Source organism: Candidatus Eremiobacterota bacterium, assembly GCA_031082125.1.
In the GTDB taxonomy this organism is placed as follows: domain Bacteria; phylum Vulcanimicrobiota; class CADAWZ01; order CADAWZ01; family Ess09-12; genus Ess09-12.
In genome coordinates, this window is sequence record JAVHLM010000011.1 from 15,819 (window position 1) to 29,210 (window position 13,392).

At 51.7% G+C, this 13,392-nt stretch carries 15 protein-coding genes; 9 read left to right on the forward strand and 6 right to left on the reverse strand.

Annotation, left to right across the window (positions count from 1 at the left end):
* Positions 1 to 11: 11 nt before the first annotated feature.
* Both RDV48_13745 and RDV48_13750 read left to right on the forward strand, forming a co-directional pair.
* Positions 12 to 2,480, forward strand: a complete 2,469-nt coding sequence (locus tag RDV48_13745; GenBank protein MDQ7823857.1) for a serine/threonine-protein kinase — start codon at positions 12 to 14, stop codon at positions 2,478 to 2,480.
* A 29-nt stretch (positions 2,481 to 2,509) separates the two neighbouring features.
* Positions 2,510 to 4,012 (forward strand): AAA family ATPase, encoded by a 1,503-nt coding sequence (locus RDV48_13750; protein MDQ7823858.1) that lies wholly within the window; start codon positions 2,510 to 2,512, stop codon positions 4,010 to 4,012.
* A 61-nt stretch (positions 4,013 to 4,073) separates the two neighbouring features.
* Here RDV48_13750 and gspG read toward each other — a convergent pair whose 3' ends face one another.
* A complete protein-coding gene (gspG, locus tag RDV48_13755) occupies positions 4,074 to 4,541 on the reverse strand; it encodes a type II secretion system major pseudopilin GspG (protein MDQ7823859.1) in 468 nt (155 codons plus the stop codon).
* Between the two features lie 249 nt (positions 4,542 to 4,790).
* On the opposite strand from gspG, the gene RDV48_13760 reads away from it, so the two are divergent.
* The gene (locus RDV48_13760; protein MDQ7823860.1) at positions 4,791 to 6,272 is read left to right on the forward strand and encodes an ATP-binding protein; all 1,482 of its coding nucleotides are present in this window, start codon (positions 4,791 to 4,793) and stop codon (positions 6,270 to 6,272) included.
* Positions 6,273 to 6,489: 217 nt separating this feature from the next.
* On the opposite strand, the gene RDV48_13765 is transcribed toward RDV48_13760, so the two are convergent.
* From RDV48_13765 to RDV48_13775, 3 genes are all read right to left on the reverse strand, one after another.
* Positions 6,490 to 7,761 carry an ankyrin repeat domain-containing protein gene (locus RDV48_13765; GenBank protein ID MDQ7823861.1) on the reverse strand — a complete coding sequence of 424 codons (1,272 nt, stop codon included), beginning with the start codon at positions 7,759 to 7,761 and terminating at the stop codon, positions 6,490 to 6,492.
* Positions 7,761 to 8,288, reverse strand: a complete 528-nt coding sequence (locus RDV48_13770; protein ID MDQ7823862.1) for a hypothetical protein — start codon at positions 8,286 to 8,288, stop codon at positions 7,761 to 7,763. Before RDV48_13770 ends, RDV48_13765 begins: the two co-directional genes overlap by 1 nt.
* A 90-nt stretch (positions 8,289 to 8,378) precedes the next feature.
* Positions 8,379 to 8,849 (reverse strand): hypothetical protein, encoded by a 471-nt coding sequence (locus tag RDV48_13775; protein ID MDQ7823863.1) that lies wholly within the window; start codon positions 8,847 to 8,849, stop codon positions 8,379 to 8,381.
* A 260-nt stretch (positions 8,850 to 9,109) separates the two neighbouring features.
* Here RDV48_13775 and RDV48_13780 point away from each other — a divergent pair, with 260 nt between their 5' ends.
* Positions 9,110 to 9,367 carry a hypothetical protein gene (locus tag RDV48_13780; protein MDQ7823864.1) on the forward strand — a complete coding sequence of 86 codons (258 nt, stop codon included), beginning with the start codon at positions 9,110 to 9,112 and terminating at the stop codon, positions 9,365 to 9,367.
* Here RDV48_13780 and RDV48_13785 read toward each other — a convergent pair.
* A complete protein-coding gene (locus tag RDV48_13785; protein MDQ7823865.1) occupies positions 9,348 to 9,740 on the reverse strand; it encodes a PIN domain-containing protein in 393 nt (130 codons plus the stop codon). The genes RDV48_13780 and RDV48_13785 overlap by 20 nt on opposite strands.
* Positions 9,661 to 9,981 carry an AbrB/MazE/SpoVT family DNA-binding domain-containing protein gene (locus RDV48_13790; protein ID MDQ7823866.1) on the reverse strand — a complete coding sequence of 107 codons (321 nt, stop codon included), beginning with the start codon at positions 9,979 to 9,981 and terminating at the stop codon, positions 9,661 to 9,663. Before RDV48_13790 ends, RDV48_13785 begins: the two co-directional genes overlap by 80 nt.
* A gap of 117 nt (positions 9,982 to 10,098) precedes the next feature.
* Here RDV48_13790 and RDV48_13795 point away from each other — a divergent pair, with 117 nt between their 5' ends.
* The 5 genes from RDV48_13795 (at position 10,099) to RDV48_13815 (ending at position 13,105) form a co-directional block, all read left to right on the forward strand.
* Entirely contained in the window at positions 10,099 to 10,353 is a 255-nt protein-coding gene (locus RDV48_13795) for a DUF6364 family protein (protein MDQ7823867.1), read from the forward strand.
* Entirely contained in the window at positions 10,350 to 10,667 is a 318-nt protein-coding gene (locus RDV48_13800; protein MDQ7823868.1) for a hypothetical protein, read from the forward strand. Before RDV48_13795 ends, RDV48_13800 begins: the two co-directional genes overlap by 4 nt.
* 205 nt (positions 10,668 to 10,872) lie before the next feature.
* A complete protein-coding gene (locus RDV48_13805; GenBank protein ID MDQ7823869.1) occupies positions 10,873 to 11,610 on the forward strand; it encodes an MBL fold metallo-hydrolase in 738 nt (245 codons plus the stop codon).
* A gap of 95 nt (positions 11,611 to 11,705) precedes the next feature.
* Positions 11,706 to 12,512, forward strand: coding sequence for an ankyrin repeat domain-containing protein (locus RDV48_13810; GenBank protein ID MDQ7823870.1), 807 nt, complete (start codon positions 11,706 to 11,708; stop codon positions 12,510 to 12,512).
* Positions 12,513 to 12,628: 116 nt separating this feature from the next.
* Complete coding sequence (locus RDV48_13815; protein ID MDQ7823871.1) at positions 12,629 to 13,105, forward strand: hypothetical protein; 477 nt, start codon at positions 12,629 to 12,631, stop codon at positions 13,103 to 13,105.
* Positions 13,106 to 13,392 lie beyond the last annotated feature (287 nt).

A 13,392-nucleotide genomic window follows, 5' to 3' on the forward strand; every position in this document is an offset into this window, starting at 1 on the left:
GGAGTGAATTCATGAGCGCATCGAAGAACCGGCGGGACGATAAAATCCACATGGAACGTGATAATGACGCCGATTCCATGGATATCATCCCTGATCCTGACACTGTCTTCTCGGAGCAGGCGCAGGAAGCTGCGCGAAAAGACTCGCTCGCGTCTTCCGGATCATCATCGCCTTCCATTCCCGGATATGAGCTCTCGCATCCGATAGGCGCAGGGAGCTTCGGCGAAGTATGGAGCGCCGTGCAGAAAAGCACAGGCCAGAAGGTGGCGGTGAAAATCCTGCGCCGCCGCAGCTTCAGCGATATTTCATATATGGAGCGCGAAGTCTCAAGGCTTGCCAGCGTGACCGAGCATCCCACCATAGTCACGCTCATCGATGCAGATCTCACTTTTGACACGCCTTACCTTGTGACCCCTCTCCTGCCCGGCTCTCTGGCGGGATACAGGAATGTCCCGATGGAGGACAGGGGTCAGGTAGTGAAATGGTGTGAGCAGATCGCAAAGGCGCTCCAGTATGTCCATGGAAAGGGAATACTGCACTGCGATCTGAAGCCCGGCAATATCCTTATCGACGAGGCGGGAAATGCAAGGATCGTGGATTTCGGCCAGGCGCGGCTCATGGGGGAGGGGGAAGCGAGCCTGGGAACCCTGTGGTTTATGGCCCCGGAGCAGGTCCGGATAGCGGATGAGGCGGTGAGCCGGCAATTGCCTGATGTCTCCTGGGATATCTACGCGCTCGGCGCCACAATGTACTGCCTTCTTACAGGATTCCCACCCAGGGTGACGGAAGAGCTGCGAAAAGAGCTGGCCGCTGAAAGCGATGCAAATCAGCGCCTCAGGAAATACCGCGAGATCATCAGCGAGACGCCGCTCAAGCCAATCAGGCGCATCAATCCTTCTGTTGACGCAGATCTCGCCGCCATTATCGAGCATTGCCTCGAAGTCGATCCCTCAGGGAGATACGATACAATCAACTCACTGCTCCAGGATCTGCAGAACCGAAGAACAAAGATGCCCCTGCGCTGTGTTCCCAAAAGCATGCTCTACTCAGCGCGGCGTTTTATGATGAGGAACCTTGCGGTGCTGGTATTGATTCTGGTCGCCCTCATAAGCTCATTCCATACCTGCGTTCAGATCATAGAGAAGAACAAAATGATCCGCCGTTACGATCTCAAAGTGAAAACAACCCGTGAACGACTCGCTCGCATGGAATTCGAACATGGGCTTGCCTTGGCAGGCGACCCTGAAAGCTGTCTCTGGATGGCGCGGGCTTATGTTGATTCACCATCCGCCTTTTACCGCAACGCAATATTTACCCAATTAGAGAGATTTCCGGGGCTCTACAGAATATTTCCGGGCTCGGGCAGGATTACCGCCGACTCCATAAGCCCCGATGGAAGAAAAATAGTTTTGATCACTGAAGACCGAGCCGCCAGCATATGGGACATCAAGACTGGTGTGAGGCAGCAGGCTTCACTGGCCCATGAGGACAGGCTGACATCGGCTTCATTCAGCCCTGATGGGGGGAGAGCGGCAACCACCTCTCTTGACAGGACCCTCAGGATATGGGACACAGAAAAGGCAGCGGGCCTCACCATATCAATGCTGCACGAAAGCGCGGTGCTTTTCGCCTCATTCAGCCCGGACGGGCGAAAAATAGCTTCCTGTACGGTCGATAACACTCTCAGGATATGGAATGCAGAAACAGGCAGGGCAATTACACCTCCCTTGAGCCACAGAAATAAGATCACCTCTTTCATGTTCAGTCCCGATGGAGATGAAATCATGACGACCTCCGAATCTTGCGCCGCACAGCTCTGGGATGCTGAGAGCGGCGAGCTCAGCAGCCAGTTCACCCATGGAAGAGGCGCTGTCAATGCCGCCGCTTTCAGTCCTGATGGAAAGAGAATCCTTACCGGGGGAAGCGATGCAACCGCCAGAATCTGGAACGTGAATACGGGAGCGGAAATGACTCCACCTATACGCTGCGGCGGCGCAGTCAGCTCAGCCTCATTCAGCCCCGACGGCATGCGCATTGTCACTGCAACGAACGGCGGAGCTGTGCAGCTCTGGAATGCGGAGAACGGTAAGCCCTTCACCCCTCCCATGCAGCACAGCATGAAAGTTACGTGCGCTTGTTTCACTCCTGATGGAAAGGAGATCATGACTGCCTGCGCAGACAACACCGTGCGTCTATGGCATATTGAGACAGAGAAGGAGCCTCAGCCGGGCGCTCAAAACAGACAGATATCTGATCCCGCTTCCGCTATCGGTGAGGGTTATGTATGGCAGCTGAAAAATGATGATGATGCGCCTCCTGAGCTTATTGAGCTTGCGGTGCAGCTGTGGAGAGGCGCCTTTCTGGACGCCGGGGGAGCTCTTCACCCCATGGATTTCAATGATTATCTGAAAAGAAAGGCACGCTTTAACAAGGAGCTCTCAAGCCATGAAAAAAAATGCAAGTATAAGCACTATGAATAGCTATCTTTTTTCTTGATCCCGGAGGGGAAATGAACGTCTGTCTGCGTGTGATGCATATCAGAACAGGAGAGCAGCAGGTCTTCGCTCTGCCGGAGACACCGGTTCTCATCGGCCGGCAGTCAGGAGATGATGAGCCCGGCAAGCTTGTGATCCTTTTTGACCCGACCCTGTCAAGGCGTCATTTCGTGGCGCACTGGAACGGGAAGCGGCTCGGCGTGAAGCGTGAGAAAGGAAGCAAACAGGCCCTTTTTTTCAAAGGGGAGCCCCTTGACGAATTTGCGCTCTCTCCCGGTGAGCATTTTTCGTCGGGCTCAACGCGATTCCAGTGTGTCATCGAAGCATCCTCTCCCGACAAGGAGACTGAAACAGCAGGATCTGAGGGCACAGAGGCACAGTTTCAGATACGAAACCCTTATATTGCAGGAAATCCTGTTACCGGGAGCTCCATGTTTTTCGGGCGGCAGGATATTTTTAAATTCATCAGCCGCCAGGCTGCCCTCGCTGAGTGCCGCACCGCACTTGTGCTCCATGGGGGGAGAAGGACGGGAAAAACCTCCCTGCTCTGGCAAATCGAGCATGGTCGCCTTGGAGAGAGATTCATACCCGTGTACTGCGATCTCCAGGAGATGGCTGATATGGATACCCATTCGTTTCTTGCAGAAATTGAGAAGCGCATTCTTTCTTCATTTCATCAGCACGGGATCACCATCGAGAGCGAAGCTACTTCCGGAAATCCCTATGAGCAGTTCAGTCATTGCATCAGTGAGATTGAGCATCACCTGGAGGGCGACAGGCGTTATCTGCTGCTTCTGATCGATGAATATGAGATCCTTGGTGATAAAGTAAGGCGGGGGCAGCTCTCCCCCGGGATCTTCAGTTATTTCAGGGCTTTGATGCAGAACAGGCCGAATATCTCTTTCATTTTTGCGGGAACCCGCCAGCTTGAGCACTTGAGCGGCACCGACTGGTCACTCATGTTCAACCAGGCCAGATACCGAAAAATCTCATTCCTCGAGGAGCAGGAAGCCAGAAGACTGATCGAGTCGCCTGTGAGGGGAATCATAGAGTATGAGCCCGATGCAGTGGATGAGATTCTGAGACTGGCTTCCGGGCATCCCTATTTCACGCAGCTTATCTGTCTCAGCCTTATTGAGACCGCGAACCAGGAGAACTTGAAGAAGCTTGGCACGGATCATATAAGGCAGGTGATACATTCCCTGTGCCTGCACCCGGTCCCCCACCTGATTTACCTTTGGAAAGAGCTTGCAAGGGAAGAGCAGGTGGTCCTTGCAGCTCTTTCTCATATCCTCACTGAATCCTCCTCCTGGTCTGATCCGCGGGAAATTGATGATTTTCTGGCACGGAGCGGTATTTCAATAAGCAGTGAAAAACTCGGGGCGGCTCTCGATGCCTGTGTGAACAGTGAGCTGCTCGAGCACTCAGCCACAGGGGCCTGCCGTTTCCGCATGGACCTGCTGAGGCACTGGATAGCCGCAGACCACCCTTTCTGGCAGGTGGCCGGGCACAAATGAAGACCGGCAGGAAAACCCCACATCGGTATTTGAGCATCTCACGGTGAAGGCACCATAGTCTCTATTCTTCAGGCATATTCCAGCTCACGATGTCATCTTCTCCCTCTATGCCGTCCTGGCCATAGCAGGTAAGGTCATAATAGCCGAATCTGCCCTCGCGCTTTTCACGGTCAGCATCGCTCTTGCGCCCATGATCAGCGCCCGGACAGAGATAAATGAACTGATTCTTCCAGGGATCGAGAGGAACTTTGTCCATATACGGCCTCCACTTTCCAGGCCTCGGCTCGCTTGTCGGCTCTTCCACAAGGGCCGACAATCCCTGCTCTGTCGTTGGATAGGCACCATTGTCCAGCTTGTATAAAGCAAGGGCGTTCATCACCTGCCTCATCTGGACAACGGCCTTGGTCTTCCGGGCCCTTTCCATGGAATCAATCACTCTCGTGGTGACCAGGCCCGCCAGTATGGCGATGATGGCAACGACAACCATAATCTCAAGAAAGGTAAATCCCCGGGACAACGATCTTTTCATGCTTCATTCACCTCGTTTATTCTGCTTCGCTGCAAGGTGCATGTATTTATGCCCATTTTAATCCCCCGCTCAGTACCCTTGGCTCCATTATATTGAATGGCGCCTGGAGCGTCCCACAGATACATGGCGGATTTTGATAGGATTCTGTGCAGATTTGATATCTGGGCTGAAGACAGGAGTCCCGGAGGGCTCATTGAAATCCCATGAGTAAGAGGACAGGTGAGCGCTTCCTGTCCAGGGATGGCATATATGAAAAACATCGCTCTCACTGATATCGCCGATCCTGGTACTATCGTCGAGAACCCCTGCAGCTTTCTTGATCGGGAATTTCCCCGATGGCCGCAGATCCGCGATATGACCATGAAGAAATTCAGGGAGAAGAAAGGCTATCATCCAAAACAGCTTCATCAGGTCATGCTCTATGTTCTGGCGGCTGCCCGGAAGGGTGAGACTCAAATTCCTCTGGCGTACCTGAAGAGATTCATTGAAAACAACTATGCCGGCGGGTCAGAGCGCGACCTGCCATGCCTGATGAAGGCCTTTAATGATTCTGCAGCCTCACTATTCAAGCTTGAGCAGGCTGATTTTCCTGCAATCAGAAGACATGGTGCGTACTGGATACTGAGTGATGCCTTATGCAGAATACTTTCAAGCGAAACGGCGGCATCCGGTCAGAATGCGCAGGGGCCTCCTGGAGAGCCGATGCAGCCACCGCCCTGGAACAATCCTTATGGCAACAGGAAGATGATAAAGGATCCATCTCAGTTTTACGGGAGAAAGGAGCTTTTGAACCGGGCCTTTTCAAGGCTCGGGGGCGCGCGCCCCCAATGCCTCTCGATAATTGGTGAGCGACGCATCGGGAAATCATCGCTCCTGTGGAACCTGCAGCATCCGGAAGTCTATTCGCGGTATCTCCCGGAGCCCGGGCTCACCATCTTCGTTTTCATGGACCTCCAGGAGAACACGGCACAAACTGTCGATGAATTTTTTGAGATTTTCTTCTTATCCCTCCAGAGAGTCCGATCTGAGAGCACCGCCCATGAATCAGGGGGATATCCGGCTTTCAAGGATCTGGCGGAGCACCTTGAGAATTCCCGCGAGCGCCTTATCATACTCCTCGACGAGTTCGAAAGGGTCTCCATGAACCCGAATTTTGACCCGGAGTTCTTCTTTTTCCTTCGTGCCATGGCAAACCGCTATGAGATAGCATTCATAACCTCATCAGCCAGGGATCTCCAGCAATTGTGCTCATCAAAGGAAATAGAGGCTTCACCTTTTTTCAATATCTTTACCCCGCTCCAGCTGTCTGTCTTCAGATCCAATGAAGCTTCAGAGTTCATCGAAAGCTCTTCCAGAAGCGCACCGGTCTCACTGGCGCCCTGGACCAGGCAGATTCTCGATCTTGGAGGCTTTCACCCCATGTTCCTGCAAATCGCCTGTTCCGCGGCGGTAGAGGCTTCAGAACGGAGAAAAAGCTCTCAAATCAACTGGCATAAGGCAAGAACCATATTCCTGGAAGAAGCCGGCCCTCACTTTCTTCATTTCTGGGAGCATCTGGGAGAAGAAGAGCAGTCTGTCGTAAAGCTGGTCGCTCATCGGGCCGATCTGGCCCCGGAGCACAGGCAGATTCTGCGGGACCTGCGAAAAAGGGGAATAGCTTATGAATATGAGGGATCAATAGTATTCTATTCGCCGTTGTTCACGGAGTTCGTGGTATCCTCCGGAGAGTGACTGAAGCCTGGCATAGAGGCAGATGGGGCTTATTATGGTGCCCGCCATTGCTCAGAGCCACTCTATACTGGCAATCGGCTTCCCAGTAATGCCGCCTTTCCTCCCGCAGCATGCCGGTCAAAGAAGAGCCTTCCTCAAAGATCCCGCAGAAGGCCTCCACGGGGTTCTCCGGTATCCTATCTGACAAGTTTTATATTCTGGCAATCAATCCTTCCATCTATTGTTTCAGCTGACGGCTTTGCAAAAGCTCAACGATAGTGCCAAAACCTTTTTTCTTTGCATACATCAGTGGAGTATTTCCTCTCTTGTCCTTGATAGAACCATCAGCCCCCCAATAAAGCAGGAGCTTTACAATATCTGTATCACCTTCAAGCACTGCACAATGAAGCGGTGTATATCCCGCATCATTCACCGCATTTATCTCCGCCCCTCTGGAGATAAGCAACTGCATGACCCCATGGAATAATACGGAAGGATGCTTTGGGCGGGCCCAGAACAACGGCGTGCTCCCTCTCTCATCTTTCCCGTTCACATCGGCACCTCTTGCGATCAAAAGCTTCGCCATTTCAAAATTACCATCTTTCACTGCAAAATGAAGAAAAGTGGCCCTTTCATTTGGTGGACCCCGGTGAAAGCATTTCTTTACCAGTTCTGGGTACTTGTCAAGTAATTCCTTCGCTTTCCTCAGCCCTCCCGAATCAACGGCCAGCAGCATTTCAATCTCCCCTGGCTGGTAATCGAGATATTGATCGAGGAGATCATTGAGATACTCTTCTGATTCCTTTGATTGCTCTGGTGTGAGCATTTTGTTTTTGAAAGATGCTGTCCTTCCCTTTTCAAAATCCCTCCGGGCTTTCTCATTATCGTGCAGAAAAAAACGCATGGCCCCAGAGATAAGATAAAATTCCTTCAGCCTGTCTTTATATTTTGGGTCAGCAATGAGCCTCTCTGCATACCCGAGAGCCTGTTTTCTTGACTGAGTGGTCTGCTCTGTCAGCCCAGCCCTGTCATAATGATAAGCTGCCATGAGGTAAAAGTGACAGTTTGTCTCATCACTGCTCTTCAGAGCTCTGTAGACTCTTTCTGCAATAAAGAGCCTCGATGTCATTGGAATCATGTAATAAGTGGCCTTACGAAAATAATCATTTCTGCTTCCTTCAGGTGGAGGCAGGTCAGTGCCTGCAAGCACCATTTTCATGTCTGCGGCGGACTCTTTGGGGATCTTCCTTTTGAAATCATCAATGAGGCAGGTAAAATGGCACTTCTGGCAGGCATAAAGGCAATCAGGCTCGGTATATGGGTAGAATACCACCTGAAACCTGGATAGTCCGCTGTATATATAGGATCCAAAGCTCGCCACGTCGCCATAGTAATCCTTTATGCCGCACAGGGGACAGGCATAGCGATTATCAATAATCATGGTCCCCCAGGCTGCCGGGGTGATGCTGATAATAAAAAACAGGGTCAATATTAAGAATGAGAGCCTCATCACTGCGTTCCTTTTATTGTTTGTCCCATAGGGGCTTTTTGTTTCGTTTCATACTTTTGATTATTCCAACCTTTGTATGAACCTGCAAGCGAGCCCACTATAAAACCTGAGATACCTGTGACTGTCACTACCTCAAGCAATTGCCTTGAATCCTTTGATTCCAATGATTCCATCATAAGAAAGATCTTCTGGTATACAGGACTGAAAATCGCTATACCAATCGCTGAGAAGAGAACCAGAATCAATACAACTAAAAAAATGAAAAGATTTTTCTGCAGAGCCCCGATCATGCGAAATATCTTATATGTCACCAGGAGCGCTATGATATATGTGACCGTAAAAGAAAAAGCCGCCAGGAGAAGGCGAGATACAATATAACCCCAAAAAGCAAGCAAATACGCGGGTTTAATGCCAATACACAAGCCTGCCACCATAATGAGAGGCAATAGAGCCAACAGTGCGATAAGAGCCCAGACCAAGGCCAGGGGAATGCTCAAATCGTAGATTCCCGGAAATAACTTTCTCATAAATTTCACCTGTAATCCATCAAGCGAAAGCCCAGCCGAAAGTAAATTTTGAGCCCTGGAGTATCAATGGCTGAAATAGCTTCAGCACTTTCACTGCTGCCATTCACAGATATCCTCTGTGACAATCCATTTCCACCCTTTTCGCAAAACACTATATTTATTACCTGAGGCGCTCAGGCTGCCTTCGTAATAGCCTCCTTTCACCTCAGCTCTGCTCCAGGAGATCCACTTGATGGAGTCAACTCGAAACAGAAGTCCTTCCTCTCCTGTTTCTTTGTCAATCACCGAATCTCCAAGGCCGACTTGTTTCACCTCACACTGAGATTTCTTTTTCACAGGGGGTCTATGACCGGAAAAATGCCTGATCACATTATCGCCAGGGTCCCTCCCATCGAGTGTGGAGAGGAAATAGGCTTTGGCATTTTGCTGCTTGCCGGAAAGATTATGCTGAAACTGGTATTGAAAAACTGTTGCCATGATATCATCAGCCTGGCGCTGTGTGATAATAATAATCCCCTCGCAGGCCAGGAAGAAAAATATTATCGCCAGACAGATCGGCATGAGAAGAGAATAAAGTCTTTTTCGCAGCTCTTTCCCCCCCCGGTCGATTATCCTACCCTTTATTATACTATGTTTCTCTGCCTCCTCACAAGCATTGACATCCCGAATCGGCGCAGCTTTAACAGGGCATTTCCCAAACCCGCACTCTCATTTGAAAGAGACTTCACCTGCAAACTAGGGAGCACCATCAGGCCGCCTGTGACAGGCCCCTGGATATATGTTATAATCTAAGGTGAACCCTGATTCTGCCTGGAAGGACAATGATGGATCGTCAATCACTCTCTCACTACAGGGACTGGAACGAATCCCGCCTTATCGAATCCGTTTTTTCTGCCGGTACCAGATCACTCGAGGAAAAATGGAGAGATTTCAAGGATCTCACCGCCTTCTGCCTGATGCTGAAGGGCGGCCAGAGCCCCGCCCAGCAGCTCCTCAAGGCAAAAGAGCTGGAACATTACTATGAGATGATGAAACTTTTCGAAGAGAAGAGAAAGACCCTCAAATCCATTCAATTTTGACCAGTTGCTCGACATGCCTGAATTCCTTATCGCCGGTAACGAGCACTGCATTTTCCCTCTTTGCGGCCGCCACCGCAAAGGCATCGGCACATGAGAGGGTATAGCCTGCCCTGATCCTGGCTGCATCGATCACGAGAGGAAAGGTGCACGGCAGTATCCGGATGGGAAGAAGGGGCAGAATGTTGTTCAGAAAGGTTTCCGCGTCCCCGGGGGAGCGGGCCCGTGAGATGATGTAATATGCTTCTCCCACGTTGATATCAGTCATCATGACCTCAAGTCCGCTCGAGAGGATTTCACTTACTTTTTGATAATTTTCTTCCTTTTTGAGATACGCGAGAAGGGCGTACGAATCCAGAAGCCATTTTTTTCTCAATTTCCCTTTCCTGGCGCCTTTCCTCCCGCAGCATGCCGGTCAAAGAAGAGCCTTCCTCAAAGATCCCGCAGAAGGCTTCCACGGGGTTTTCCGGTATCGGGTAAATCTCCACTTTCTCCCTGTCCACGACGTTCAGAAAGACCTTCTGCCCCGGCTTGATTCCAAGTTTCTTCCTGATTTCTCCCGGTATAACCAATTGCCCCTTGGAGGAAGTTTTTACAATAGGCATACTTTTCTCCATAAGTTTTACTTCTTCTTAAATTGTAGCAAAATAAATGAAAGGTGTCAATGATCCTCATTGACATAGACGCATATCAGGCGTATAATGGTGGTATGGATAGGGAGTAAGGAGAGCGCCATGGCCAAGGGAAAACTCAATATCACCCTGGATTCCGATCTCATACAGTATGTGAAAATGTATGCGAGCGAGAACAGGACTACCGTATCAGAAGTAGTGGGCCAGTTCCTGCTGAACCTCAAAAGAGCAAGGGAAAATGACCCGACCGAGATAATCTTTTCTGATCCCTCTTTCAAGGAAACTATGCTGGAATGCCTTGACAAGATCAGAAGCGGCAGGATGAAATGGCACAGTTATAAAGAGGTTTTTAAATGAGGGTCCTTTTTTCCTCTGACTTCAAGAAAGCTCTTGAGAGGCATTCTTTGCTCAAGAGAGCGATTCAGAAGAAAGTTGATATGATCATCGAGCAGTCTCTCGCCCTTGGCGAGCCTCTCAAAGGGATGCTCAAGGGCTACTCCAGCTCTCCTTTGAAAAAGAATTTCCTCATCATCTACTTGTACTGCAATGCCTGCAGAAGAAGAAAAGATGATCAGATAGTGGCCTGCTCAGACTGCGGCGAATACCCTGATGAGACAATAAAATTCGTGACCATGGGCCCCCATGATAAGGCATATAAGGATGCCGTTTAGAAGAGGACATGGAAGAATGGCCCCTGGCTTCACGGTTCCAGCTTTCAGAGCTTTTACGGGAACTGTACAGAGGAACAAGGCCACGGAGGGAGAACTTCACCGGGTTGGATTTTCACTTCCCGGGCACCGCTGCCGGGAGACCCGGCAGCACTGGAGAAACAGGGCGGCCACGCAGCCAAGAGGCGCCGGGGAAACAGAGAGCGCTATGAGACACGTTTCCGAGGGAATCACCATACTGAACCATTACGGCGGCTTCAAGACCGCGTGCTGGCTCTTTCACCACGGCGGCGAGGCGGCGGTTATCGAGATGCCTCCCTTCACCCGCTACCGGGAGAACGCTCCCTACAGCGATGCGAAGGAAGTGACGGATCGCCATGGCATCTTCGTCAAGTACGCCTTCCTGAGCCATTCTCACTGGGATCACTGCAGGACCCTCCCCTACTTCAGGAAGAAGTTCCCCCACACGGCCTTCGTGACCCATGCCTCCTTCTATGCCGACCGCTACTTCAGGAGCCTCATCCACTCCATCCCCTGGCGGAGGGGCGCCTATTCACGGAACGTGCAGACCCACTTCGACATGGTCTTCAATGACGTGATATGGAGAGGCTTCATCGGGGGCGAGCCGGTGTACCTCATCTACGCCCCGAAGCATTCCTACACCGATCTCCTCATCGTCTTCAAGGGGGCTATGATAACGGGGGACTGGTATATAGGGGACCTGGTGGACTGCAACAACCTGGTGAGGCCCTCGGACAAGATAGCATCGATAAACATGGTCATGCATCTCATCGGGAGCCTCGGCTACGGCGTGCACATGCTTTTTGCGGCCCATGGGAACAACCTATACTACGATGTGGACTTCTTTTCCGTGATGGAGCAATGCAAGCACCACCACGGGGGGAGAGGCGCCTCCATAAGGGGAAGGTTTGTGAGGGGATGCTGACCCCCGGGGGAGAGCCGCTATGAAGGGACTGGCGGCTCCGTGGAGAAAAGAACACTCCGGGATGTAAAGGCACCCGGGAACGGGGAGGGTGACATATGAAGGTACGGCGGGCGGCGGTTTTTCTTCTGCTGGCTTTCCTTTTCGAATTCACGGCCTTCGCGGCTGCCCTTGCGCAGGATTCCGACGTGAACGTCGAGGACACCGGGGAAGACAGTCTCTGGCGCGAGGCGAAGCGCTACCTGGACGCGGCCTATACCGGCAAGATGGACAAGGCGAAGGACATCCTCGAGAGCAACCCCCGGATCGTCTATGCCAGGGATCCCACCATGTTCACCCTCCTTCACTACTGCGTGAGGGAAGGCAAAAAGGAGGCGGCCGCCCTCCTGATAGAAAAGGGAGCCCGGCTTGAGCTGACCAACAGGTACTCCATGACTCCTCTTGACATTGCATGCCAGGAGGGGAACATTCCGATGGTGGCGATGCTTCTCAAGAAAGGGGCAAGAATCGAAGGTCCTCCCGGCACTTCGCCTCCCCTCAGCTATGCGGCAACTTACCGCCATATGGCCATGGTGAAGTATCTTGTTGAAAAGGGGGCGAAGGTAAACAGCGAAAGTGAAGGCTGGTCCGTAGCCCTTCTCTGCGCGGCCCGCAACGGCGACGAGGAGATGATCTTCTACCTGCTCTCGAAAGGGGCCGGGGTGCAGTACGGAAATCCCAGCAGCTGGACGCCCCTCCATTACGCCGCGCAGCAGGGAAACGTGATGCTGGTCGAGCTCTTCATCTCCAGGGGCGCTAACGTCAACGCGAGGGCCTGGGACGGGTGGACCCCCCTCAGGTGCGCCTCCAACAAGGCCCACCGCGAGGTGATGGAAATCCTGAAGCGCCACGGCGCCAGGGAATGACGCCTCATGGAAATCACCTGGCCGCGGGAAAAACCTTGGAAAAGGGCTCCCCGGGGAAAAAGCGAAATTGAAAGCCCAGGAGCAGAAAATAACCTTAACAGGAGCCGGAGCTTACCATGATAGCACAGTCCTCCCAGGCCACGATGTATTACAATTTTGCGCGGACATACGGACGCGCGGGGAATACCGGCAAGAGCCTTGACTACCTTTTCAGGGCTTTTAACACCGGCATCTCGCCGCCGGAAAAATTTGAACGCGATGAGAGCTTTGAAACGCTGAGGAATGTGCCGGAGTTCATCAATCTTCTGGAGTCGCTCCGTCTTGTGAGCGAAGCCTCTCTTCTTGACATGACGGGAGCTTCTCTTGAAGCTGAAGAGTCGCTGAGGAACTCGGCGCTGCTCTCCCCCGGTTATGCCTATCCACATTACCTCCTTGCAAGGCACTATGCCCTGCGAGGCCTTGGCGAGGAGTCGCTCGAGCATCTCAAAAAGGCAGTTTCTCTTGGTTTTAAGAACTTCTGCATGATCATGGCAGAGGAGGCTTTCGAGGGGCTCAGGGCGCGGCCTGAGTTCCAGAGGCTCCTTAAAAACTAAGGCCCTGCCGGGGCAGGGCCTTTTCTTAATCCCTTTTCTTCTCTGCTTCTTCTATTTCTGCCCGCTCAGAAGCGTGCAGAGGTATACTTCGAGCATCAGGAAAAGTCCAATTGCTGCAATCAGGATATACATACTACCACTGCGCTCCTCCCCTGCATAATTCCCATCTCTTTTCTACCCTCATTTTAGCAGAAAATGCCGGGGAGTAAAGGCATATTTCTTTAACAAATTGTAAACAGTTCTCAATGAATGGTAAACATCTGGAGGAGGAGGTGAGCACAAGAAAG